The following is a 23013-nucleotide window of genomic DNA, read 5'->3' on the forward strand; positions in this document are numbered from 1 at the left end:
TGAGTTTATTGTTGTTGATCTTTCTCCTGCACCGTGCCGGCGGTCACCACCTGCACACTCAAGCGCGGCGTGGCCAGGTCCAGCCCGGCTTCATCCAGATGACGCTTGAGCGACAGGTTGAACGCCCGCGACACTTCCCACTGCTTGATCGGCGCCGTCTTGAAGCGTGCCCGCAGAATGGCGCTGCCCGATTCGAAACTCTCTACGCCCTGGATCTCCAGCGGCGACCAGATATTGCGACGTTGCAGAGGGTCGTTGCGCATTTTCTGGCCGACATCGCGCATCAGCTTGATGGCGTCGTCGATTTCCATGTTGTAGGGAATCGCCACCCGGAAGATCGCGTAGCCGAACTCCCGTGAGTAGTTCTTGATGCTCTTGATCTCGCTGAACGGAATGGTGTGCACGATGCCGTCGATGTCGCGCAGGCGCACGGTGCGGATGGTCAGGCCTTCCACCGTCCCGAGGTGGCCGCCGACATCCACGTAGTCATCGATGGCCAGGGAGTCTTCGATGATGATGAACAGGCCGGTGATCAAGTCTGCCACCAGCGATTGCGCACCAAAGCCGATGGCCAGGCCGATCACACCGGCACCCGCCAACAGCGGCGTGACGTTCATGCCCATGTTCGCCAGGGCGACAATCGCGGCGATGATAAAGATGGTCACGAACAACACGTTGCGGATCAACGGCATCATGGTCTGCGCCCGCGCATTGGCCAGGCCTTTGCGCGAACGGGTGAGGGCGTGATGGATCGCGGTGTCACTGAGGATCCAGATCAGCCAGGCGAACAGCAGCGTGCCGCCGAGGCCGAACAGCTTGACGCTGATTTCATGGCCGTCGCCTTCGGTAAAGCGGATCAGCGACAGGCCCCACACGCGCAGGCCCAATTCGATAAACACCAGCCATACCACCAGGTGGGCCAGGGTGTAGACGAAGCTTTTCAGGCGCTCGGAGTACAGCGCATGGCGTTTGTGCCCGCGTTGCGGCTTGAGGGCGTGGCGGCGCACCAACCCGTTGATCACCATGCACAGCACCAGCAACACAGTGCACAGCAGGGACTGGCGCAAGGCCGTGCTGGTATCGCCGGCAGAGACAAAGGTGGCGAACAGCGAGATGCCCACCAGCAACAACGCCGGGATGTACCAGAAGGAGCCGATGATTTCGATGGTGTCACTGAGGGCGCGGCGCGTCAGGCGGCGCGACAGTGGCTGGTTGCGGATCAGGTGGGCGATGGGCCGGCGGAAACGCAGGATGAATACGCCGGTGGACAGCGCCGCCATCACATTGGCGACCGTTGCAGCCGTATGGGACAAGTGCTGGCCCAGGGCCTGAACCAAGCGCGGGTCGCTCAAGGCTTCACCGAAGGCGGCAAAGCTGCCGATCCACCAGAGTGGGCGGAAGGCCTGGTGGCGCAGGATATACAACGCGCGATGACGATGGGGACCGTCGAGCACGGAGAAGGCAATCACGCAGATCGCCGAAAAGCAGGTGCCCACCACCAGCGCGTAGGCCAGGACCATCGCCAGGGATTTGCCCAGGGACGAGGGCAGCGCATAGCTCAGGTAGACCGTGATCACCAGGGCGATCAGCCACGGGCCGAGTTTGCGCAGGGCAAAGCGCACCATGTCCCAGGTGCGCGGGTGTTGCGGCAGTTCTTCGGGCAGGCCGAAGCGTTCGCGAACGCGGTGGCTGAGCCAGATCAGCGCGGCGGCGAGCAGGCTCCAGACCGCCAGGATCAGGGCAAACCCGAAAATGATCGGCAGCCATTCGTTGGCCGGCAGCATCAGCGCGCTGAGTTCTTCCTTGGCCAGGTCGACCTCGTTGGACCAGCGCCCCAACGGGCTGTCGGCGCCGGAGAACTGCTGCTCAAAACCGGACAGCGTACTGCCGATCAGCCCCAGTACCCCCTGCTCGGCGGCAGGCTGGGCTTTTTGTGTGGCTGCACGCAGTTTTTTCAGGTCAGTGAGCAACTGGGTACGCTGCTGGTCGTTCTCCAGGGTTTTGATCACCTCATCCAACGACTGCCCCAGCGGCACGTCGGCCTGGGGTTGGGGCTTGTTGGTACTGCCCAGCAAGCCAGGCAAGCTCACGGCTTGGGCAGGCGCGAGCGGCAGCAGGGTGAGCAGGGCAATCAGGCAATAGCGGGGCAGGGCAAACAGACGGGAAAGCACGAGGCGGTCAACCTTGGAAACGACGAATTGACCGAGTGTACGAGTGCAATCGTCATTCGGCCAGTTTGGCGAGGATCTTGTACACCACGGTGCCCAGGATCAGCAGCATGCCGATCCACATGCCGAATACGCCGAGGGGCTTGTCACGGAAGTTGAAGCCTACAGCCAACAGGATCATGCCGATCAGAATCGGGATAAGCATGGCGTGGAAGGAGGACATGGAGATCATGGTGCGACGGCCTTGTCGGAGTGGGAATACTGACAAGTCTAGGTCGGATTGCGGAAAATGCAGGTGATGCAGATCAGGTGTACGCAGAACTAATGTGGGAGCGGGCTTGCTCGCGAATGCAGAGTGTCAGTCAAAGATGTTGTGACTGATCCACCGCATTCGCGAGCAAGCCCGCTCCCACATTTTTGACCGAGTCAGCCCTCATTATCAGGGCAGGTCGTGACTTGCGTAAAACGCACCCAACACTTTGACCAGATGCGCCAGGTCATCGCTGCCGCACAGTTCGCGAATGGAGTGCATGGCAAACGTTGGCAGGCCGATGTCCACGGTGCGCACGCCCAGGTGGCTGGCGGTGATCGGGCCGATGGTGGAGCCGCAACCCATGTCGCTGCGCACCACGAAGCTTTGCACCGGCACTTCCTGGGCCATGCACAGGTGGCGGAAGAACCCGGCGGTTTCGCTGTTGGTGGCGTAGCGCTGGTTGCTGTTGACCTTGATCACCGGGCCGGCATTGAGCTTGGGACCGTGGTTGGCGTCGTGCTTCTCGGCGTAGTTCGGGTGCACGCCGTGGGCGTTGTCGGCCGATACCAACAGGGATTTCTGAATGGTGCGTACGAATTCATCACCTTCCGGCAGCAGGCGGCGCAAGGTCTGCTCGAGCATCGGGCCATCGGCGCCGCACGCCGAGCAGGAGCCGACCTCTTCGTGGTCGTTGCACACCAGCACGCAGGTTTCCTCACTGTCGCTGGTGAGCAGGGCTTGCAGGCCGGCGTAGCACGACAGCAAATTGTCCAGGCGCGCGCCGGCGATAAAGTCGCGGTTCAGGCCAATCACTGCAGCGCTTTGCGTGTCGTAGAAGCTCAGCTCGTAGTCGAGCACCACGTCGGCGTTCAGCCCATGCTCGCGCGCCAGTTGCTCGGTGAGCACGGCGCGGAAGTCCACGCGCTCGTCACCGGCAAATTGCGCGAGGATCGGCGGTAGCTCGGTCTGGGCGTTGATCGCCCAACCCTGGTTGGCTTCACGGTTCAGGTGAATGGCCAGGTTGGGGATGATGGCAATCGGCAGCTTGAAATCGATCAGTTGGCTTTCGACCTTGCCATCGCGGCGAAAAGTGACGCGGCCGGCCAGGGACAGGTCGCGGTCGAACCACGGCGCCAGCAGCGCACCGCCGTAGACTTCCACGCCCAACTGCCAGAAGCCCTGGCGTTGCAGCTCAGGCTGGGGCTTGACCCGCAGGCACGGGCTGTCGGTGTGGGCGCCGACCAGGCGGATACCGCCTTGCAGCGGCGAATGACGGCCGAGCTTGAAGGCGATGATCGAGGAATCGTTACGGGTGACGTAATAGCGCCCGTTGGCCTCGGTGGTCCAGGTTTCGCGCTCGTCGAGACGCTGGTAGCCGGCCGCTTCCAGGCGCTGGGCCAGGGCAGCAGTGGCATGAAAAGGAGTAGGGGAGGCCTTGAGGAAGTCGATCAGGCCTTGATTCAACGCTTCGCGCATAAATAGCTCCAGACAGCAATGCGCGGAGTTTACCGTATTGGCCACAGGATTTGCGTGAAGCTGCCTCTTTGAACGCAACACATACCCTGTAGGAGCCGGCTTGCCGGCGATCGAGGTGTATCAGGCAGGCCGCCATCGCCGGCAAGCCGGCTCCTACAGGGTGTGGTGTGGTTTAGAAGGGTGCCGGGCACTCGAAGCGCAAACGCTCGCCACTCTGCGGGTGAGTGAAGCTCAGCATGCTGGCGTGCAGGCACAGGCGCGGCCAGGCGGCCAGGGCCTGCTCATGGGCATACAGGCCATCACCTAACAGCGGGTGGCCGATGGAGAGCATGTGCACGCGCAACTGATGCGAGCGCCCGGTGATCGGCGTCAGCTCGACGCGGCACCAGTCGCCACACCGTTCCAACACCTTCCAGAAGGTCAGCGCATGCTTGCCGAATTCGTGGTCGACCACATGGCGCGGCTTGGTCGGCGGGTCGTAGCGCAGGGGCAGGTCAATGCTGCCACTGTCCAGTTCCGGTTGGCCCCAGGCCAGGGCGGTGTAGGCTTTTTCGGTTTCACGGTCGTGAAACTGGCGGGACAGCTCGCGGTGAGTGTCGGCGTCCCGGGCCAGCAGGATGATCCCCGAGGTCTCCCAGTCCAGGCGATGGACGATGCGGGCTTCGGGGTAGCCGTTTTCCTGCAGGCGGGTGATCAGGCAATCCTTGTTGTCATCGGCGCGGCCAGGCACCGAGAGCAGCAGGGTGGGCTTGTTCACCACCAGGACAGCGTCGTCCTGATAGAGGATATGGATAGTGGACAACGGCATTAAACAGCCTCGTAACAAACGCCAACGGCGGCTCGCCCACCCAGCCCGTAAAACAGGTCAGGGTGAACGAGCCGCCGTGGCAGCCGCCTTTTCGATCAACGATCAGGCAGGGTGATATTGAGTTCCAGAATCGAGCAGCTGCCGTCATTTTCCAGGGCGACATGCACGTCATCGTTGCCGATATTGACGTACTTGCGGATCACCTCGACCAGTTCCTTCTGCAAGGCTGGCAGGTAGTCCGGCGTGCTGCGTTGGCCGCGTTCGTGCGCCACGATGATCTGTAGACGCTCTTTCGCTACCGACGCGGTACTTGGCTTTTTGTTGGCGCGAAAGAAGTCGAGAAATTTCATTGTTTAGTTGCCTCCAAAGATACGCTCGAAGAATCCCTTCTTCTTAACATCGAGGAAGCGATGTTCCACGGTCTTGCCCAGCAAGCGATCAACGGCATCGCTGTACGCCTGGCCGGCGTCGCTCTGGTCGTCAAGAATCACTGGAACACCCTGGTTGGAAGCCTTCAGGACGGCCTGGGATTCCGGGATCACACCCAGCAGGGTCACGGCGAGGATTTCCTTCACGTCTTCAACACCGAGCATTTCGCCGTTGCTGACGCGCTCAGGGTTGTAGCGGGTGAGCAGCAGGTGCTCCTTGATCGGGTCCTGGCCTTCCTCGGCGCGCTTGGACTTGCTGGCCAGCAGGCCCAGCATGCGGTCCGAGTCACGTACGGAGGACACTTCCGGGTTGGTGACCACGATGGCTTCATCGGCGAAGTACATCGCCAGGTGAGCACCGGTCTCGATACCGGCCGGCGAGTCGCAGACCACGTATTCGAAGGTTTCCTTCAGCTCGGCGAGGACTTTGCCTACGCCTTCTTTGGTCAGCGCGTCTTTGTCACGGGTCTGGCTGGCGGCCAGCACGTACAGGTTCTCAAGGCGCTTGTCCTTGATCAGGGCCTGTTGCAGGTTGGCTTCACCGTTGACCACGTTGACGAAGTCATACACCACGCGGCGTTCGCAGCCCATGATCAGGTCGAGGTTACGCAAGCCGACGTCGAAGTCGACGATAACTGTCTTGTGGCCGCGCAGAGCGAGACCGGTACCGATAGCGGCGCTGGTGGTGGTCTTACCCACACCACCCTTGCCGGATGTAACCACGAGAATCTTGGCCAAGGTGTTTCACCCCTAAGGAAAAAGGACATTTCGGTCCCTGAAAAACATCTCTTGGAACTCGCTGCAGGCGGACAGCCTTTGTAGGAAAAAGATGGGGTTTCCCTAGGGGAAACGCCACTTCCAATTATTCCTACGCAAGTCTTGCCGGTTTCGCTGTGCTATCAGAGTCTAGAGATGCTTGGAAAATGCGGCAGTATCCGTTAAAGACGGATGATGTTCAACACATCGCCCGACAGGTTGACCTGCACCGAAGCCCCCCACAGTGGATCACGGCGCAAATCTTCTGAAACCTTGTACTGACCTGCGATGGACACTAGCTCAGCGGTCAACTGCTGGCAAAAAATACGGGCCTTGGTATCACCCTTGATGCCGGCGAGGGCACGTCCGCGCATCGGGCCGTATACATGGATGTTGCCATCGGCCAGAAGTTCCGCCCCCGGACTGACCGAGGAGATCACTACAAGGTCGCCGCCCTGGGCGTAAATTTGCTGCCCGCCGCGCACGGGCGAGGTGATGATCTTTGTAGGCTTGATCGCAGGCTCGGGTGGTTTTTCCGGTTTTTTCTTCTCTTCACCGACCAATGGTTCAAGCGGACGCTCGCGCGCGCCGGACGGTGGCAGTACTGGCAGTTCAATGGCGATGGCAGCGGCAATGTCCTCGATACGGCTGGCGCGAATCGCCAGGGTGCGCAGCCCATGGGAGCGACACACACGCATCAGGCCAGGCAGATCGATGCTGCCCTGGCCGGCGGGCAGTTTGTCCAGGGCCAGCACCAGCGGGGCGTTGTTGAAGAAATTCGGCGCCAGGGCGACCTTGGCGGCCAGCTGGCGGTCCAGGGCCTCGAGGTCATTACGGGCGAGTTCCAGCACGGTGATGGCGAGCATGCTGCCTTTCAGCTGGAACACGGGATCTTGGTCTAGCGGTTCGGTTTGGCTCATGGTCGGCAAAAGCGGCTTGTCACGAAAAGTGTCGAGACTTATAACGAGAACACTCACGGGCCGCAAGCCGAGTCGAACCGTTGTAGAATGCGCGGCCCTTGTCTTTACCGGAATCTGTAATGGATCGCCCGCGTTTTCGAGCTGTATTTTTTCACCCGCGTTTTTGGCTGTTATGGCTGGGACTCGGCCTGCTGTGGCTGGTCACCCAACTGCCATACCGTGCGCTGCTGGCGATTGGTCGCCTGCTGGGTGCGGGTATGTACCGCGTGGCCGGCGAACGTCGCCGCATCGCTGCGCGAAACCTGGAACTGTGCTTCCCGGAAAAATCCGCCAAAGAGCGTAAACATTTGCTCAAGGAAAACTTTGCCTCCACCGGCATCGCGTTCTTTGAAATGGCCATGAGCTGGTGGTGGTCGCGCCAGCGCCTGGCGCGCCTGGCCCACGTCGAAGGCCTGGAACACCTCAAGCAGGCCCAGCTGGATGGCAAGGGCGTGATCCTCATGGCCCTGCACTTCACCACCCTTGAAATCGGCGCAGCGCTGCTGGGGCAGAAGCACACCATCGATGGCATGTACCGCGAGCACGGCAACCCGTTGTTCGACTATATCCAGCGCCGTGGCCGCGAGCGCCATAACCTCGATTCCCTGGCCGTGGAGCGCGAAGACGTGCGTGGCATGCTCAAGCTGCTGCGCGCCGGCCGCGCCATCTGGTACGCACCGGACCAGGACTACGGCGCCAAGCAAAGCATCTTCGTGCCGCTGTTCGGCATCCAGGCCGCCACCGTGCCTGCCACCAGCAAGTTTGCCAAGCTGGGCAAGGCGCTGGTGGTGCCGTTTACTCAACAGCGCCTGGCCGATGGCAGCGGTTACCGCCTGGTGATCCACCCGCCGTTGACTGACTTCCCTGGCGAAAGCGATGAAGTCGACTGCCTGCGCATCAACCAGTGGGTCGAAGCCTCGGTGCGTGAATGCCCTGAGCAATACCTATGGACCCATCGCCGCTTCAAGAGCCGGCCGCCGGGTGAGCCTAAGCTGTACGAAAAACGCCGCTGATAAGACCGAACTTTCCCTTAATGGCCCACATGGAGTGACGCAATGCGCCCAGCTGAACCGGTTACAGGCTTGATTCTTTCCGGCGGCGGGGCGCGAGCGGCGTATCAGGTAGGGGTATTAGCGGCCATTGCCGAGTTGTTGCCGCCAGGGTCGCCGAACCCGTTCCCGGTGATCGTCGGCACCTCGGCCGGCGCGATCAACGCAGTGACCCTGGCCAGTGGTGCCATGGACTTCACCGCCGCCATCCAACGCCTGACTGCGTTCTGGCAGGGCTTTCGCAGCCATCTGGTGCTGCGCAGCGATTGGCCGGGGGTGATTCGTCAAGCGGGCCGCTTTTTCATCCACAGCCTGCTGGGCATTGGTGCCCAAGTGCCGGTGGCACTGCTGAACAGCTCGCCGCTGCGCGATTTGTTGCAAGAGCGCTTGAACCTTGAGGGTATCGACGAGGCTATCCGCCACAAGCACCTGCACGCCGTTGCGGTGACGGCCTTTGGTTACGAGTCCGGGCAAGCGGTGACCTTCTACCAGGGCGGTGGCACCATTGACGCCTGGTTACGCCACCGCCGCATCGGCGTGCCGACCCAACTGACGGTTGAGCACCTGCTGGCCAGTTCGGCAATCCCCTTGCTGTTCGCCCCGGTGAAGCTTGACCAGGAATATTTCGGCGATGGCGCCGTGCGGCAATCCGCGCCGATCAGCCCGGCTTTGCACCTGGGCGCCAGCCGCGTGCTGGTGGTCGGCGTCAGTGGCAACCCGCGCGGCAATGAACCGGCGACGCAACGCACCTACACCGGCCAGGAGCCGACCCTGGCGCAGATCGGCGGGCACATGCTCAACAGCACGTTCATTGACAGCCTGGAAAGCGACATCGAATTGCTGGAACGCTTGAATCAGTACAGCCATGCCGCGCCTGGCGTGGCGGCGGTGGAGGTGCTGGTGATTGCACCGAGCCAGCCCATCGATGAAATCGCGGCGCGGCATCGGCAGGAATTGCCGGCGGCATTACGTATGTTCTTGAGGGGGCCTGGGGCGACCAAGACGAGCGGGGCGGGGGTGTTGAGTTACTTGCTGTTCGAGGCGGGGTATTGCAGCGAGTTGATCGAGCTGGGGCGGCGCGATGCGTTGGCCAAGCGTGAGGAATTGTCGCGGTTCCTAGGCCTCACGCCGAACCTGTAGGAGCCCGGCTTGCCGGCGATGGCGTCCTCAGCAACGCTATCGCCGGCAAGCCGGGTTCCTACAGGGGGAGGGGCATGGAAATCAGCCAGGGTCAGAAGTGGTACTTGACCAGGAAGCTCGCCGTGTCCTGGTTGGTCTTGAACGCGCCGGAATCTTCGATGCCGTACTTGTTCTTCCAGTAGTCGTATTCGAAACCCACGTACAACTGCTTGTCGCCCCAATGCAGCGCTTTGCCCAGGTCGTATTTGACTTGTGGGTTGAAGTGCAGGTTGGCGTGGTAAGTACCACGGGCGTTCTTGTCGTTGTCGACTACCCAGTCCATAAAACCGTCGATCAGGATATTCGAGTTGCCCACCGGGATCGTGTACGACCACACCGGGGTGATCTGCCAAACACCGTCACCCGGGCGATTGCCTTCGGTCTGGCGCTGGTAGAAGTTCAACTGGAAGTAATCGAAGCCGGGGATGTTCAAGTCAAAACCAGGGCCCACCAGGTACGACTCGTTATCGCCTTCGCCGAACTCGTAGGTGAGTGCCAGCAATACATCCTTGATCGGGCCGAATGACAGGTCCTTGTCCAGAATCTTGCCGAACGACAAACGTGGGCTGAACTCTCCGTAGTAAGTATTCGGGCCCACATTGCCGTCTTCCTTGCCGTTATAAAAGATGCGGTCGAGGAAGAAGAAGTTGTCGCCGTACTTCCAGGCATCGGCATGTTCGAAGGTGACGGTTTGCTGGATCTGTGGGTTGACGGTGAAGCTCTTGCCCCACAAGTAAGTCAGGCTGTTGTTCTGCCACTGCAACAGGTCACCGGCCACGGCTTGGCCACCGGCCAGCAGGGATCCCGCCAGCATCAGGCCTTTGAACATAGGTTTCATTCGGTTGCTCCCGAGTTAAAGTTTTATGGTTTTTCTTCTACGCAGGCGCTCTGGTGTGGCGCCTTTTGGTTCGCTGCAAAAATCGTCTGTTCGGTCAGCTTTAGTGCTTTTAGCAAGAGCTGCGCCAAGGTGTTTAAAAAGCCAAAAAATCCCCGTCGGCTGCATGGAATGCAGTCGAATTCAGAGGACTTTTGCGCACTTTGGCCGCAGACATAAGGCCGGGATAAGTTGGCCTTGCAGTCAGCTTTTACATTTGCTGTTTTTTTTTGAGTCGATTCGAGCGGGCGCGGAGAATACTGGCTCCAAAGCCTGGGCTCAAGTGCGCTGTAACAGAGCGCGTGGGGCGAGAATGGGGCACGGCTCGTGGCCGGCCCCAGGTGAAGGGTGTGCATGTGGGTGTTCCCTGTTTGTTGTTATTGTTTTACTAACAAAGGAATCAATGCGTGTGAGCCACGGCAGGTCGTTCAGCGCCGCCGAGAATGTTGAACAGGATATTCAGCGACAACGCGCTGAGGGTGGCCATGGCGATGCCACTGTGGGTAATCGGGCTCATCCACAGCGGTAGCTGCGCGAAGAACTCCGGGCGCACCACGGGGATCAGGCCCATCCCGATACTCACCGCCACCAGCAATTGGTTGCGCCGGTCGGCGATGTCGGCTTCCTGCAGGATCTTGATCCCGGTCGCCGCCACCATCCCGAACATCGCAATCGCCGCGCCACCGAGTACCGCCGGTGGAATCGACGCCACCAGGTAGGCGGCCTTGGGCAGCAGGCTGAGCACAATCAGGAAGGCCCCGGCCATGATCGTCACCGAGCGGCAACGCACGCCGGTCATCTGCACCAGGCCGATGTTCTGGGCAAACGAAGAGTGGGTAAAGGTGTTGAAGAAGCCGGCCACGAACGACGCGCCCGCATCACATAGCAAGCCACGGCGCAGCATCTTCGGGGTGACGTCCTGGCCGGTGATTTTGCCCAGCGCGAGGAACATCCCGGTGGACTCGACAAAGATGATCACCACCACCAGGCACATCGACAGGATTGGCGCCAACTCGAACTTGGGCATGCCGAAGTGCAGCGGTGTCACCACTTGCACCCACGGCGCCTGGGCCAGGCCACTGAGATCGACCATGCCCATGGCCCCGCACAAGGCGTAACCCAGGCCCATGCCGATCAGCACCGAGATGTTCACCCAAAAGCCGCGCATGAAGCGGTTGATCAGCAGGATGGTGGCCAATACCAGTGCGGCAATCGCCAGGTAGATCGGTGAACCGAAGGTCGCGGCGGCGCTGCCACCCCCGGCCCAGTTCACGGCCACCGGAAACAACGACAGGCCAATCGCGGTGATCACCGTGCCGGTCACCAGTGGCGGGAAAAAGCGCACGACCTTGGACATGAACGGCGCGATCAGCATGCCGAAGAACCCGGCGGCGATGGTTGCGCCGAAGATCCCCTGCAAGCCGATGCCCGGCATGCCGGCCATGGCGACCATGCTGCCGACGGCGGCAAAACTGGCGCCCATCATCACCGGCATACGGATGCCCACCGGGCCGATGCCGAACGACTGCACCATGGTGGCGATGCCGGCCACCAGCAGGTCGGCGTTGATCAGAAAGGCGATTTCTTCACGGCTCAGGCCGGCGGCCTGGCCAATAATCAGGGGCACGGCGACGGCGCCGCCGTACATCAGCAAGACGTGTTGCAGGCCTACCAGAATCAGTTGCAAGAGGGGCAGCCGCACCATGGCGGGCGCGGCAGGAATCTGCGGTTCGGCTAACTCGGTCATGCAACACCTCGGATCTTTTTTATTTTTGTGTTGTTTGGCAACCGCTGCGCGGTTGATCGCCGGCAAGCCGGCGCCTACAGGTGAGCGCACACCCTGCAGGAGCCGGCTTGCCGGCGAAGGCGGCCGTCAAGCCACCGAGTACTTAATTGGTACGCGCCCCCTGATTGATCCAGGTGCCAATCAAGTCCCGTTCCTGCTGGGTCATCTGGGTGATGTTGCCCAGCGGCATGATCTGGCTCGCCACGGCCTGCGCCTGAATACGCGCGGCCTGCTGCTGGATCTGTGCCGGGGTGTCAAACATCACCCCAGCCGGCGCGGTGCTGAACAGTGGGCTGGTGGGCTTGGCTGAATGGCACACGGCGCAGCGCTCCTGGATCACCCCATGCACCTTGTCGAAATCAATCGTCGCCTGGGCGGGCGCAGCGGGCGCTGCAGCCGGTTCGGCAGGTGCGGCAGGCGCGGCAGGTTTCAGACCACCACCCACTGCGGTTTCCGGCAATGGCTGATACTCGATTACCGCGGGGGCCTTGGCCACTTCTGGCGAAGTCGATACCGGTTTTGGTCCGGTCACATACGCCAGGCAAATCATCGCCAGTGCGCCTACCGGCAACGTCCACGCATACTTCTGGCTGTTATGCCGGGTGTTGAAGTAGTGCCGCACCAACACCGCCGCCACCGCGATGCCGGCCAGGATCAGCCAGTTGTATTGGCTGCCGTAGGTGCTCGGGAAGTGGTTGCTGATCATGATGAACAGCACTGGCAAGGTGAAGTAGTTGTTGTGTCGTGAACGCAGCAGGCCTTTGGCCGGCAGCGCCGGGTCAGGCGTGCGGTTCTCGGCGATCGCTGCGACCAGTGCACGTTGCGCCGGCATGATGATGCGGAACACGTTACCGACCATGATGGTGCCGATCACCGCACCCACGTGCAGGTAGGCGCCACGGCCACTGAACACTTTGCTGAAGCCGTACGCGGCGGCAATCAACAGCACGAACAGGATGAAGCCGAGCAGGGCAGGGCGCTTGCCCAGGGCCGAGTCGCAGAGGAAGGAGTAGATGAACCAGCCGGCGAACAATGAGCCAATGCCCAGCAATACGCCTTCCGGACCGCTGAGGCTGCTGCCGGGGGCCAGCAGGTACAACGTGGGGTTCCAGTAAAACACCACGCACAGCAGCGCGATGCCGGACATCCAGGTGAAATAGGCTTCCCATTTGAACCAGTGCAGGTTATCCGGCATGGTCGGTGGGGCCAGTTTGTATTTTTCCAGGTGGTAGATACCGCCACCGTGGATCGCCCACAAGTCACCGGCCAGGCCGCTCTTGGGGTTGACGCGATTGAGGTTGTTTTCCAGCCAGACGAAGTAGAAAGAAGCGCCGATCCACGCGACGCCCGTGATCATGTGAACCCAGCGCACGCTCAGGTTCAGCCATTCCATCAAATGTGCTTCCACAGTCTTTACCTCTCGCCTGTCACCCTTGTTGTCGGGTGATCAGACCTTCTCTTATTGGTGGGGGGCGAGGATCAACCGCTCATCCTCTTTGAAAAAATGCTCATCGCAGTTATTGCCTGTGCCACTGCGATCAACCACCAGGAAGTCATCCCGCTTTTCGATCGTCAGCACCGGGTGGTGCCAGACGCCGCGATGGTAATTAATGCCCTGCCTGCCGTTGGTGACGAAGGCGCGGACCAAGCCCGATACAGGTGCATCGCCAAGTGGCGCGACCACGATCAGAAAGGGGTTGCCGAGCAGCGGAATGAAAGCCTGGCTGCCCAGCGGGTGTCGTTCCAGCATGCACACGGTCAGCGGCATGTCCTGCGCGTCGGCGCGGAAGATGCTGATGATGGCGTTGTCCTCTGGCTTGGCGGTTTCCACCGTTGCCAGTTTGTGGAAGCGCATGGTCGACCCGTTGTTGATCATGAAGTGATCGCTGCCATCGGTTTCGATAACGTCTCCGAAAGGGGCGAAGGCTTCTTTGGTCAGGGGTTCGATCATCAGTGTGCGCATGGCTGTCTCTTATCCGAGTTCTGTGTTGTTTGTTCTATTGCTATCGCGGGCAAGCCCGGCTCTCACATTTTGATCTGCGAATACAGTCAAATGTGGGAGCTGGCTTGCCTGCGATGGGCTCACCGCTTATTTAGCTACTTTGCCCAAGACCCGCAGGCGGCTCACGCCACCATCCGGGAACACATTCAGGCGGATGTGAGTAATCGGGCCCAGTGCCTTGATCTGCTCGGCAAACGTGTGTTCAGCGTGCATTTCCAGCTTCTGCGCCGGCAGCAGTTCGCGCCAGAACAGCGATTGGGTTTCGATCTGGCTGTCGGTGCCGCCCTTCACGAACGCGCCCTGGATCGAGCAGGTGTCCGGGTAGTTGCCCTTGAAGTGCAGGGTGTCGACGATGATTTTCTCGATCTCGCCCGGGTGGCCCAGGGCGACAATCACCCAGTCATTGCCTGGCGTGCGACGACGTGCGGTTTCCCAGCCGTCGCCCATGTTGATGCCACGGCCCGGGTTGAGGATGTTGCTCATGCGGCCGAAGTGCTCGTCGGAGCACGCCAGGGCACGCCCGCCATTCAGTGCGGCAGCCAGGTCGACCTGTTCGTTGTCGCCCACCGAAGACCAGTCGCGGAACGGCACGCCGTACACACGCAGACGCGCCACGCCGCCATCCGGGTAGATGTTGAAGCGCAGGTGGCTGAACGCCTGGTCGTTGTTGATCTCGTGGTAATGGTGGCTGTTACCTTGCAGCTCGACAGCCGACAGCACTTCCACCCACTGGGTGTTTTCGTCAGGCTCGCCCGAGGCCAGGAAGCAGGCTTCCAGGGACGCCGACGGCGGGTAGTTGCCGGTGAAGAATGAAGTGTCGATGTCCACGCCCTTGATCGAACCCGGCACGCCCAGGCGGATCACCGCGCTGTCGTAGCCTTCGAAGCGCTTGCGGCGCGACTCCCAGCCGTCCATCCACTTGCCGTTGTCATCGAAAACGCCCTCCTTCCACACGGCCGGGGTCGGCTGGAACAGGCGGTTGGCGTCGGCGAACCAGTCATCGGTGACGGAGATGATCTTGGTGCCCAGGCGGGCGTCGGCCAGGTTGACGAACTTTTCGAAAGGTACGGCGTAAGCTTTCATTCTTCTTGTCTGCCTTAGATAAAGTGGCTGGGGATGGTCGTTTAGAGGGTCAGTAAGCGGAACAACGCGATCTTGTTGATCTCGTCCAGCGCGCACTTGAACTCAGTGTCCACCGAGTTGTGGATGCGCGTTTCGAACGCGGCGAGGATCTGGTGCCGGTTGCTGCCTTTTACCGCCATGATGAAGGGAAACTTGAACTTGGCCTTGTAGGCATCGTTCAGCTCGGTGAAGCGCGAGAACTCTTCGGCCGTGCATTGGTGTATACCGGCGCCAGCCTGTTCATTGGTGCTGGCTTCGGTGAGTTGCCCCTGGACGGCGGCTTTGCCGGCCAGGTCCGGGTGAGCGACTACCAGCATAAGCTGGCTGGCATGATCGGCGCTCAACAGGATGTCGCTCATGCGCTGGTGCAGGGTTTCGATCTGGTCGATCGACGCGTCCTGGCCCAGGTCGAAGGCCTTTTCGGCCACCCATGGCGAATGTTCGTAGATGTCGGCGAAGGCTGCGACGAATGCATCGCGGCTCAGGGTCGACGGTTTCAAGGTGTGGAACGCAGTCATTTCGCGGCTCCCGTGTACGGGTGGGTTTCGTGCCAGTGACGGGCGATGTCGACGCGGCGGGTGAACCACACCTGTTCATGACCTTTTGCGTATTCGATAAAACGCTTCAACGACGCCAGGCGCGCCGGGCGACCGATCAGGCGGCAATGCAGGCCGATGGAAAGCATTTTCGGTGCCTCGGCGCCTTCGGCGTAGAGCACGTCGAACGCGTCCTTGAGGTACTCGAAGAAGTCATCGCCCTTATTGAAACCCTGCACCTGGGTAAAGCGCATGTCGTTGGTGTCCAGGGTGTAGGGGATCACCAGGTGCGGCTTGCCGGTAGGGTTGTTGGGTTCCCAATAGGGCAGGTCATCGTCGTAGGTGTCGCAGTCGTAGAGGAAGCCACCTTCCTCCATCACCAGCCGCCGCGTATTGGGGCCGGTGCGCCCGGTGTACCAGCCCAGCGGGCGTTCGCCGGTCAGTTCGGTGAGGATGCGGATGGCTTCGAGCATGTGCTCGCGCTCCTGGGCCTCGTCCATGTATTGGTAGTCGATCCAGCGGTAGCCGTGGCTGCAGATCTCGTGGCCGGCGGCGACCATCGCGCGGATCACATCCGGGTGGCGCTGGGCGGCAATGGCCACGGCGAAGATGGTCAGCGGGATATCGAATTCCTTGAACAGCTTGAGGATACGCCACACGCCGGCACGGCTGCCGTATTCGTACAGCGACTCCATGCTCATGTTGCGCTCGCCCTGCAGCGGCTGGGCCGAGACCATCTCCGACAGGAAGGCTTCGGACTCTTTGTCGCCGTGCAGGATATTGCGCTCGCCGCCTTCTTCGTAGTTGAGTACGAAAGACAGCGCAATGCGCGCCTTGCACGGCCAGTGGGGGTGAGGAGGGTTACTGCCGTAACCGATCAGGTCGCGTGGGTAGTCAGCGCTCACTGCAGTCTTCCTTCTTGTTCGTCGTAGTAGCGATGAGTGATTGTATACAACTTATCGCCGACTTTGTAAGCCCGCATTTCCGCATTTTTTCTAAACGGCATATGAATAAGCCATTGCAAGAAACCTGCCTGACTGGTCAGCTAAACCGCAAAAACTTTTTGCCAGATACCCACCTGTAGTAGCTGGCTTGCCAGCGATAGGTTCCCATCGGCGTATCAGGCCAGACACTGTCGGCGGCAACCCGGCTCCTACAGGGGTTGGGATATTTGTTGAATTTATTGTGTACAATTTTTTTAGAAAGTGTCTTAATCAGCCATCGCCGACTTTTTCGCTGCCCCGAAAAAGTGCGGATTACTCTTCCACTGTCTACGGGAGGCGCAAAGACGCCATGGGACGCTTGACCACACACGTATTGGACGCCGCGCACGGCTGCCCCGGCAGCGCGATCAAGGTTGAACTGTACCGCGTCGAAGGGGCGCAACTGGAACTGGTTGCCACCGCCCTGACCAACAGCGACGGCCGTTGCGACACGCCGTTGCTGCAAGGTGATGACTACCGCAGCGGCGTATACCAACTGCAATTTTGCGCCGGCGACTATTACCGCGCCCGTGGTGTGCAATTGCCAGAGCCGGCCTTCCTGGATGTAGTGGTGCTGCGCTTCGGCATCAGCGCCGAGCAGGATCATTACCATGTTCCCCTCCTGATTTCGCCTTACAGCTACTCCACCTATCGCGGTAGCTGAGCGTCACCTCGCTTCACACCCCCAAAGCTCTTCGTTGGTTTTTCGCCCGCCCACACTGCGGGCTTTTTTTCGATTTTTGGATGGGCTTAACTATCTAGCTCATTTTGAATATGCGCCCTATTTAGGCTGGTTTTTTCTCATTGATAGAAAACACCATGAGCCCGTCCCTCGATACCCATGATGCAGACATAGCCGCCCAAACGGCATCGCAGGAAATGCGCAACACCCTGCGGTGGCGAATCAACGCCAGTACGCATCCCAGCCGCTTGATCAATAAGATTGCGCTTGCCGACCTTCGGTGCGTCGAGTCGACTCGGGCACTTGCCCACCTGATAGGACGTGCCCCCACAGTATTGAAGGTCATTCGCGCCGAGCTGCACAAGGCGTTTGAGGTTGACCCGGACACGCTGTTGTTTACCGAGCCCAAGCCGCCGCTGGTGCCCGAGAAGATCCAGACGCTGACCGAGCGGGCATTGTTGTTGCTGGTGAAGCCGGCGGTGGATTTCAATGTCAACACCTTCACCGCACTGAGCGTCAAGGGCGAGCCAAATCGTCGATTGCTCTACACGCCGCTGGAGGTATTGCAACGGGTTATCGAGATGCGGCTGACTGACCGGCTGGCCCACGCGCATGAAACCTATTGGAATACCCTGACTGAGGGTTCCTGGCTGACGCGGCGTGAGCGCTGGATCGAGCTGCACGTGGGACTGTTCGCTGACCGGGCCTTTATCACCCGACAACTGGACGAACTATCGAGTGCGGCAATGCTGATGGTCCAGGCCGTGATCGATGCCCCGACGGCTGACGCACGCCAGCGGGCGGGTGGACCTTGGGCCAACGTGCACGTGAGCCAATTGATGTGGCCGGGGTCGCCCGCTGAAGCGATCCCTGGGGCATTGCATATTTATCGTGAGGGCGAGTCTGCTGAAGCTCCCCACGTGATTTACCTTCCAGGTGTGGTACGCAATTTTTACGAGTACCCGAGCTTCGCCGACCTTCAATGCGGCCTGCTGGAGCTGGACAGAGAGCGTTTTCACCAGCTGTGGCAGTGCATGCCGTTGAAACGGCGCAATGGATTGTGCCCACCGGCTGCACTGTCGCCGGCAACTGGATTCCTGTGTGGTCCGAAGATTGTGGGGGATGCACTGACGCAAGGCGCTCAGAGGTTGCTGGAGGGGCAATGGGCCAATGAAGTCGCGTGTGCCTTTACGATTAACCTGGCGCAGGTTTACTCCGCAGAGCCCTCCCGGTCTCAACCGCTGGAGACAGTGCCCTTTCTCAGGTTCATGGAGCGCACCAGAAAGCAGTTGATCGGCGGCGTTCGCCTGGGGCCTATCCGCGACTCATTACTTGAATGGGATCATCAGCGACGACACGCAGAAATAGTGTTTGCCAGCATGGCACCGGGCCTCGCGTTACTCACCGAAAAGCATCAGTTCAAACGCTATGAAAAAGGTCTGGTCGCGCTGTTGGCCCCGGATGATCCCGCCGCAGAGACACCCGCGTACCAAGAGCTCCGGTCGCTGATGAATCAATTGGAGGCTCATGCACAGGCGTTGAAGGCGTTGATGAAGGAGGCGCTGCAACGGTCGCTTGATCTGGTTTTTTGGGCTGAGCGACCCGGGGGGGCGGGGACTCCCAGGCGTGTTTCTCTGTTTATGAACGCCCAGGCCGAGGCTCTGCGTTGTGAGGTTCAATTGCAACACCGGCTCGCACTCCTCAGCACGGCCCATCGGGACTTGATGATTGAAGTGATAGAGCAGCCTTTGGCAAGCAAGCGACCCGGCAGTCAAACAAGGGTGATGTCAGTCGCAATCGGCAATGACCTAGACGGCTTCTTTTCGCTCCATAACGTGTGGGTGGTCACCACGGCAGCGGCGCTGAGGAGGCCGACGCGCCAGCTTCCCGTGGTTCTGTACGCTTTCGGGGTGGAGGGTGGGGTGTTGGCTTTTTCCGGGGTGGACCGGTTAACCCGCAGTCTCAAGGCGAGCCTGAGCAGTCGGGACGACTCTGTGCTGTGGGGCTGTGTGGAGCGCGATAAGCGTCGCGACTTACGTGCACACGCTGCTCGTGAAGCCCTGAGCGTGCGCTATGTAGAGATCCCAGGTAAACCCGCGCTGGCCACTCTCAAGAAATTGCTGGGGGCCTACGACCGTTTGCACAAAAGCAGCGAGGCTATCACCCGTGTTTTCAGTGAGGTCAAGGATGCGCAGTTGAGCCGTGAGCTGCTGCTGATTGAGCTGAAGCAACAACTGCAGGTTCCTGTCAACAGCACTCTGAGCCGCGCGCAGACGAATATTGAACTGCTGCGCAAGGTTGCGCTTGAAGCGAAAAAACTGCCGGCATGGTTAACACGGGCAACGCGTGCGCAGCGTAGGACCTTCAGGCGCTTGCAGTCGTTGTACATGAGCAGCGTCTGGGCATTTTTAGCGCGGCAAGAACAACGTCTGCCGGACTTGCACACGTATGCCCGCCAGTCGTTGACCGACCGCTTGCATCGCGAGGGGATCGTCTTGGGGGTCGGCATAGATGAGCCCTTTATCGCGATGTCTGGCGATATTCACGGCACCTATTGTGGTTATGAAGAGGCCTGCCTCCTGAGGGGCCCGCACACCCTATTGCCTCGGTCTTCTGCATGCAGGGCCTTCAGTCTGTTGGAGGTTGCGCTGCAAAACCTGGACCCGCTGGCTTCCTGGACGCAGTACAAATTAAACCGTGCCTGTGTTCTGCGAGGGCCGTGGCCAGGCTTTCATGTTAACCATCTGAGGCAAATAATCTCTTCGCTGGATATCGGCGGTCACTACGACGCGTTGATAAACAACACCTTTTACCCACCGGCCAGCCCCGAACACTCGCCCAGCGAAGCACGTATTCCCGAGTTATTGAATCGCGTGTTGCACACGGGCGCTGAGTATCATCTGTTTTGCGCGGTTCAACAGGGGTTGTCCACCACAGCACAAGGCGTGTTCAGCACGGCAATGGCTGCACGAGCGCCGCAGGATCTGTTGAAAAACCAGCATGAATTACAACTGCATGGGGTTCATGTGGTGGGACATACCATGCAACATGATCGCTATGTCGCCGGGATAGTGGTGGTAGAAGACAAGCGCTCCGGACTTTGCGTGGTCTATTGGCCCCAGGCCCCGCACGCCTTGGTGCTCACTGAGTACAGCGGTCTTGAAAAGGCCCGAGCTGAGTTGAACCGTCTGGGCGCATTACCCGATAACGCCAAGGCGCTGGCGCGGCAGGTCGCGCCTGGCTGGGCCTTTCAGGCAACGCTTGACCCAAAGGCCATCAGCATTCTCGATGTGGCCACCGGTGCCGCCTTTGTGAAAGGGATATGGCAATTGTCTCGCGCGCTTCGCGTGAAGCATCGGGAGCCATCGCTGTCGCTTGACGAGATAGAGGAGCAGGTGTTCGAACAGATTGCCAGTGATCCGCAGGATTGGCTGGCGATTGTCGCCAATCCGGGCTGCGATGCCCAAGCGTTGCTGTACCGCGGCTACGTGCATGAGCTGCAGCGCCAGACACAGGCGGCCAGCTACTCCAACAAGGCGCTGGAAGAATATCGAGTCCGTCGTCTTCGTGACGACAGCGTCGCCAAAATACGCATGGTATTGAGTGTCTTCGTTCCGATTGTCGGGCTGTTCAGTGACCTCTATGAGTTGTACGTCGTGGCGAAACGTTATCAACGCTCTGGCGATCCCCGTGATAAACGCGTGCTGGCCGATACGATAAAGTTCTTCCTGGTGGACCTGGTCATGACCTTCATACCTGGCCCCGGTAAAGCGGGGGCTGGTGCTGCACGGTCTGCTCTGCCGCCAGCGTTGCGGCGGATGCATCGCTGGCGTGGGGAGCCTGGCCCTGCCTTCCCCTCGACCCCCTCGGTGAGGCAGCTTCCGGCACTGGAGCGTTTTAGTGTCAAATCGGTGCCCGAAGGCGCGGTGGCGTTGAAAGGGCCTGGGCGGGAAGGTGTCTATGTCAAAAATGGCGAGCTGTTTGTAGCGGATGGCACACACCATTATCCGGTTTACCGGCGCGCGAACGAGCCGTCGTTGCGCTTGAAAAACAAGCAGCTGCCGGAGCAGGACGAACTGATCATCAACATCCATGAGTCCCGGGAGTGGTTACTGGGCGCGGACGCGCCTCTGCCGGCAGCCGGAACGAGTTCGGGCGTGCTTGATCCATGGGTCGCCCGGGCATCGCCGGCGCCGGACTGGTGGCCACCCGTCGTGCGCACCGCTACCGAAAACAGGATCCTCCAGTCCTCCACACCCGCCCTCCATTGGCTCGATTGGCGTATGCAAATCCAGATCAGTCCGCAAATGAGCTCCCCCGCACCGGGCATTTTTTTGGTGCCATTGGATGCTCACGGGTTTTCCTACCATGCCCTCCGGGTCGCCCCCGACTATACGATCTTCACAGACCCCTCAAGCGGTTTTTACAGGTTGCTGCCGCAGGGTACGCAAGCACCTTTGAACCGTATCGTGTTTATTACGAAGAATGAGCCCCCGGTCTCGTTGGCTCGCGCCGATATCGAGCGTTGGACAAGCACGCATCTGGCTGAACAACCCCTTGCAGCGTCTCGCACGCCAACGGGCGGGTGGCAGCTGCATGCGCCCTTGTTCGATAAGCCGCTCACGGAGTATGTGGCAGACGCCTTTCCTTCCTTGACGCGTGAAAGTCGCGATTTGACCGTGGCGAGGATGATTGAGCTGTCAGATCCGACCAGGGCGGCGACGGCGACTCATATGCTCAATGTGCGCGCAACGCTGGACAGCTGGTTGCCGCCAGCACCTGCAAAACCAGGGCAGACGGACGATTTACTGAGGATGTTGCGGCCAATTGAAAGAGGACGAAGCAGTACATTCATCAGCTACCAAGGCGCAGCCCCAGGCTTCACGCGTGTTGATTTCACGCCGCCGCGCCCCTTGGCAAAACCGCTGCAGCGCGAAGGCAAAGGGCGGGCGGCTCAACGCGGTATCGCGCAGCGCGATGCCGTCAAGAGCGTGCTGCAGGAGCAAGGGTTCAGTGTTCGGGAGCTCGACGTCAAACGCGGCGCTAAAGCCGTACGGGAAGCCGTCGCCACACACCCCCATTCACCCGGCACGCTCTACTACCTGTCTTTTCACTGGATTGAACAGGCCAACCTCCCCTTGGGCAACAGGTTGTCAGATAATTGGTTCATGGGGCGATCCGCCGTCTATATGAACACGGCGTTATCGGCCGAGGTTAAGCTCGCACTGAGTGAGCAACGGTTGGTGCGTATTTTGGCCGGCATCCAGTGGCCCGTTAATGGGCGGGTATCTGCCACCGTTTACTTCGTCAAACTGGCAGCCTGACCTTGATCAGCGAAACAATGCCCGCCCCACTGAACAGGGCGGCACTGATGCGGTTGAACCAACTCTGGCCCTTGCCGCTGCGCAAGTAGCGGGCGGCGCCGTGCGCGCCCAGGCCGTAGGCCAGCTTGCAGAGCAAATCGAGTAGCGTCCACGTCGCAATCATTATCAGCAACTGCGGCAGGAACGCTTGCTGGCTGCTGAGAAATTGCGGCAGGAACGCGGCGAAAAACAGAATGTCCTTGGGGTTGCTGGCGCCCAGTACAAACGCACGGCCAAACAGGGCGCGAAAGCGCGGCGTGCTCGCTACCGGTGGGACTTCGGCAGCGTGGGCCGGCTGCCGCGATTGCTGCCAGCTTTGCCAGGCCAGATAAAACAGGTACGCCGCGCCAAGCACTTTCAAGGCGCTGAACAGTTGTTCCGACGCCAGCAGCAGCGCGCCCAAACCGAGGGCCGAGGCGCTAAGCAAACAGATAGAGGCAAACACCCCACCCAGAAACGCTGGATATGACCGACGCAAGCCATAATTGAGGCTGTTGCTGATCATCAACAGTGACAACGGCCCGGGGATCAGAATCACCACCAATGCCGCGCCGCTGAACAGTAGCCAGGTTTCCAGGTTCATCCGTTA

20 protein-coding genes are annotated in these 23013 nt (G+C 60.2%); 4 read left to right on the plus strand and 16 right to left on the minus strand.

The features are described 5' to 3' along the window. Positions 1-5 precede the first annotated feature (5 nt). The 7 genes from AC0IYN_RS19460 to minC form a co-directional block, all read right to left on the minus strand. Positions 6-2171 carry a mechanosensitive ion channel family protein gene (locus tag AC0IYN_RS19460; protein ID WP_406597628.1) on the minus strand — a complete coding sequence of 722 codons (2166 nt, stop codon included), beginning with the start codon at positions 2169-2171 and terminating at the stop codon, positions 6-8. Between the two features lie 52 nt (positions 2172-2223). Continuing rightward, positions 2224-2400, minus strand: coding sequence for a hypothetical protein (locus AC0IYN_RS19465; protein ID WP_406597629.1), 177 nt, complete (start codon positions 2398-2400; stop codon positions 2224-2226). A 207-nt stretch (positions 2401-2607) separates the two neighbouring features. Continuing rightward, positions 2608-3897 carry a M18 family aminopeptidase gene (locus AC0IYN_RS19470; protein WP_406597630.1) on the minus strand — a complete coding sequence of 430 codons (1290 nt, stop codon included), beginning with the start codon at positions 3895-3897 and terminating at the stop codon, positions 2608-2610. A gap of 172 nt (positions 3898-4069) precedes the next feature. Further along, the gene (locus AC0IYN_RS19475) at positions 4070-4705 is read right to left on the minus strand and encodes an RluA family pseudouridine synthase (RefSeq protein WP_078049574.1); all 636 of its coding nucleotides are present in this window, start codon (positions 4703-4705) and stop codon (positions 4070-4072) included. A gap of 95 nt (positions 4706-4800) precedes the next feature. After that, positions 4801-5055 (minus strand): cell division topological specificity factor MinE, encoded by a 255-nt coding sequence (gene minE, locus AC0IYN_RS19480; protein ID WP_003175252.1) that lies wholly within the window; start codon positions 5053-5055, stop codon positions 4801-4803. 3 nt (positions 5056-5058) lie between these two features. Next, the gene (gene minD / locus AC0IYN_RS19485; RefSeq protein ID WP_003175251.1) at positions 5059-5871 is read right to left on the minus strand and encodes a septum site-determining protein MinD; all 813 of its coding nucleotides are present in this window, start codon (positions 5869-5871) and stop codon (positions 5059-5061) included. Positions 5872-6071: 200 nt separating this feature from the next. Next, positions 6072-6809, minus strand: a complete 738-nt coding sequence (gene minC, locus AC0IYN_RS19490; protein WP_078049573.1) for a septum site-determining protein MinC — start codon at positions 6807-6809, stop codon at positions 6072-6074. Positions 6810-6928: 119 nt separating this feature from the next. Here minC and AC0IYN_RS19495 point away from each other — a divergent pair, with 119 nt between their 5' ends. After that, entirely contained in the window at positions 6929-7861 is a 933-nt protein-coding gene (locus AC0IYN_RS19495; protein WP_457248098.1) for a lipid A biosynthesis lauroyl acyltransferase, read from the plus strand. Positions 7862-7903: 42 nt separating this feature from the next. Beyond that, complete coding sequence (locus tag AC0IYN_RS19500; RefSeq protein ID WP_099492370.1) at positions 7904-9037, plus strand: patatin-like phospholipase family protein; 1134 nt, start codon at positions 7904-7906, stop codon at positions 9035-9037. A gap of 91 nt (positions 9038-9128) precedes the next feature. On the opposite strand, the gene AC0IYN_RS19505 is transcribed toward AC0IYN_RS19500, so the two are convergent. From AC0IYN_RS19505 to puuE, 8 genes are all read right to left on the minus strand, one after another. Further along, positions 9129-9914 (minus strand): outer membrane protein OmpK, encoded by a 786-nt coding sequence (locus tag AC0IYN_RS19505; protein ID WP_025854988.1) that lies wholly within the window; start codon positions 9912-9914, stop codon positions 9129-9131. 23 nt (positions 9915-9937) lie between these two features. Further along, the gene (locus AC0IYN_RS19510; RefSeq protein ID WP_457239880.1) at positions 9938-10306 is read right to left on the minus strand and encodes a hypothetical protein; all 369 of its coding nucleotides are present in this window, start codon (positions 10304-10306) and stop codon (positions 9938-9940) included. A gap of 44 nt (positions 10307-10350) precedes the next feature. Continuing rightward, positions 10351-11697, minus strand: coding sequence for a nucleobase:cation symporter-2 family protein (locus tag AC0IYN_RS19515; RefSeq protein WP_406597634.1), 1347 nt, complete (start codon positions 11695-11697; stop codon positions 10351-10353). 142 nt (positions 11698-11839) lie between these two features. Next, complete coding sequence (locus tag AC0IYN_RS19520) at positions 11840-13144, minus strand: urate hydroxylase PuuD (RefSeq protein WP_406597635.1); 1305 nt, start codon at positions 13142-13144, stop codon at positions 11840-11842. 51 nt (positions 13145-13195) lie between these two features. Next, positions 13196-13699: an ureidoglycolate lyase gene (locus AC0IYN_RS19525; RefSeq protein ID WP_099492371.1), complete on the minus strand. Its 504-nt coding sequence runs from the start codon at positions 13697-13699 to the stop codon at positions 13196-13198. A gap of 126 nt (positions 13700-13825) precedes the next feature. After that, entirely contained in the window at positions 13826-14821 is a 996-nt protein-coding gene (gene alc / locus AC0IYN_RS19530) for an allantoicase (RefSeq protein ID WP_078049568.1), read from the minus strand. Between the two features lie 41 nt (positions 14822-14862). Then, on the minus strand, positions 14863-15378 hold the full coding sequence (gene uraD / locus AC0IYN_RS19535) for a 2-oxo-4-hydroxy-4-carboxy-5-ureidoimidazoline decarboxylase (RefSeq protein ID WP_406597636.1): 516 nt from the start codon (positions 15376-15378) through the stop codon (positions 14863-14865). Further along, the gene (gene puuE / locus AC0IYN_RS19540) at positions 15375-16301 is read right to left on the minus strand and encodes an allantoinase PuuE (protein WP_471842633.1); all 927 of its coding nucleotides are present in this window, start codon (positions 16299-16301) and stop codon (positions 15375-15377) included. Before puuE ends, uraD begins: the two co-directional genes overlap by 4 nt. Positions 16302-16689: 388 nt before the next feature. On the opposite strand from puuE, the gene uraH reads away from it, so the two are divergent. Further along, positions 16690-17043 carry a hydroxyisourate hydrolase gene (gene uraH, locus AC0IYN_RS19545; protein WP_457239881.1) on the plus strand — a complete coding sequence of 118 codons (354 nt, stop codon included), beginning with the start codon at positions 16690-16692 and terminating at the stop codon, positions 17041-17043. A 155-nt stretch (positions 17044-17198) separates the two neighbouring features. Continuing rightward, a complete protein-coding gene (locus AC0IYN_RS19550; RefSeq protein WP_471842637.1) occupies positions 17199-22385 on the plus strand; it encodes a dermonecrotic toxin domain-containing protein in 5187 nt (1728 codons plus the stop codon). Here the strand turns inward: AC0IYN_RS19550 and AC0IYN_RS19555 are convergent. After that, a complete protein-coding gene (locus tag AC0IYN_RS19555; RefSeq protein WP_099492375.1) occupies positions 22369-23007 on the minus strand; it encodes a LysE family translocator in 639 nt (212 codons plus the stop codon). The two genes, AC0IYN_RS19550 and AC0IYN_RS19555, sit on opposite strands and share 17 nt — an antisense overlap. Positions 23008-23013: the final 6 nt, after the last annotated feature.

It is taken from the genome of Pseudomonas sp. AC112 (genome assembly GCF_979253545.1).

What these genes read in the sequence shown, in the direction of transcription:
- AC0IYN_RS19525 (WP_099492371.1), bottom strand. Translation starts at nt 13,699, where the DNA reads ATGCGCACACTGATGATCGAACCCCTGACCAAAGAAGCCTTCGCCCCT.
- AC0IYN_RS19475 (WP_078049574.1), bottom strand. Translation starts at nt 4,705, where the DNA reads ATGCCGTTGTCCACTATCCATATCCTCTATCAGGACGACGCTGTCCTG.
- AC0IYN_RS19470 (WP_406597630.1), bottom strand. Translation starts at nt 3,897, where the DNA reads ATGCGCGAAGCGTTGAATCAAGGCCTGATCGACTTCCTCAAGGCCTCC.
- AC0IYN_RS19510 (WP_457239880.1), bottom strand. Translation starts at nt 10,306, where the DNA reads ATGCACACCCTTCACCTGGGGCCGGCCACGAGCCGTGCCCCATTCTCG.
- uraD (WP_406597636.1), bottom strand. Translation starts at nt 15,378, where the DNA reads ATGACTGCGTTCCACACCTTGAAACCGTCGACCCTGAGCCGCGATGCA.
- AC0IYN_RS19495 (WP_457248098.1), top strand. Translation starts at nt 6,929, where the DNA reads ATGGATCGCCCGCGTTTTCGAGCTGTATTTTTTCACCCGCGTTTTTGG.
- AC0IYN_RS19500 (WP_099492370.1), top strand. Translation starts at nt 7,904, where the DNA reads ATGCGCCCAGCTGAACCGGTTACAGGCTTGATTCTTTCCGGCGGCGGG.
- AC0IYN_RS19465 (WP_406597629.1), bottom strand. Translation starts at nt 2,400, where the DNA reads ATGATCTCCATGTCCTCCTTCCACGCCATGCTTATCCCGATTCTGATC.
- uraH (WP_457239881.1), top strand. Translation starts at nt 16,690, where the DNA reads ATGGGACGCTTGACCACACACGTATTGGACGCCGCGCACGGCTGCCCC.
- minE (WP_003175252.1), bottom strand. Translation starts at nt 5,055, where the DNA reads ATGAAATTTCTCGACTTCTTTCGCGCCAACAAAAAGCCAAGTACCGCG.
- AC0IYN_RS19555 (WP_099492375.1), bottom strand. Translation starts at nt 23,007, where the DNA reads ATGAACCTGGAAACCTGGCTACTGTTCAGCGGCGCGGCATTGGTGGTG.
- AC0IYN_RS19550 (WP_471842637.1), top strand. Translation starts at nt 17,199, where the DNA reads ATGAGCCCGTCCCTCGATACCCATGATGCAGACATAGCCGCCCAAACG.
- AC0IYN_RS19515 (WP_406597634.1), bottom strand. Translation starts at nt 11,697, where the DNA reads ATGACCGAGTTAGCCGAACCGCAGATTCCTGCCGCGCCCGCCATGGTG.
- AC0IYN_RS19505 (WP_025854988.1), bottom strand. Translation starts at nt 9,914, where the DNA reads ATGAAACCTATGTTCAAAGGCCTGATGCTGGCGGGATCCCTGCTGGCC.
- minC (WP_078049573.1), bottom strand. Translation starts at nt 6,809, where the DNA reads ATGAGCCAAACCGAACCGCTAGACCAAGATCCCGTGTTCCAGCTGAAA.
- alc (WP_078049568.1), bottom strand. Translation starts at nt 14,821, where the DNA reads ATGAAAGCTTACGCCGTACCTTTCGAAAAGTTCGTCAACCTGGCCGAC.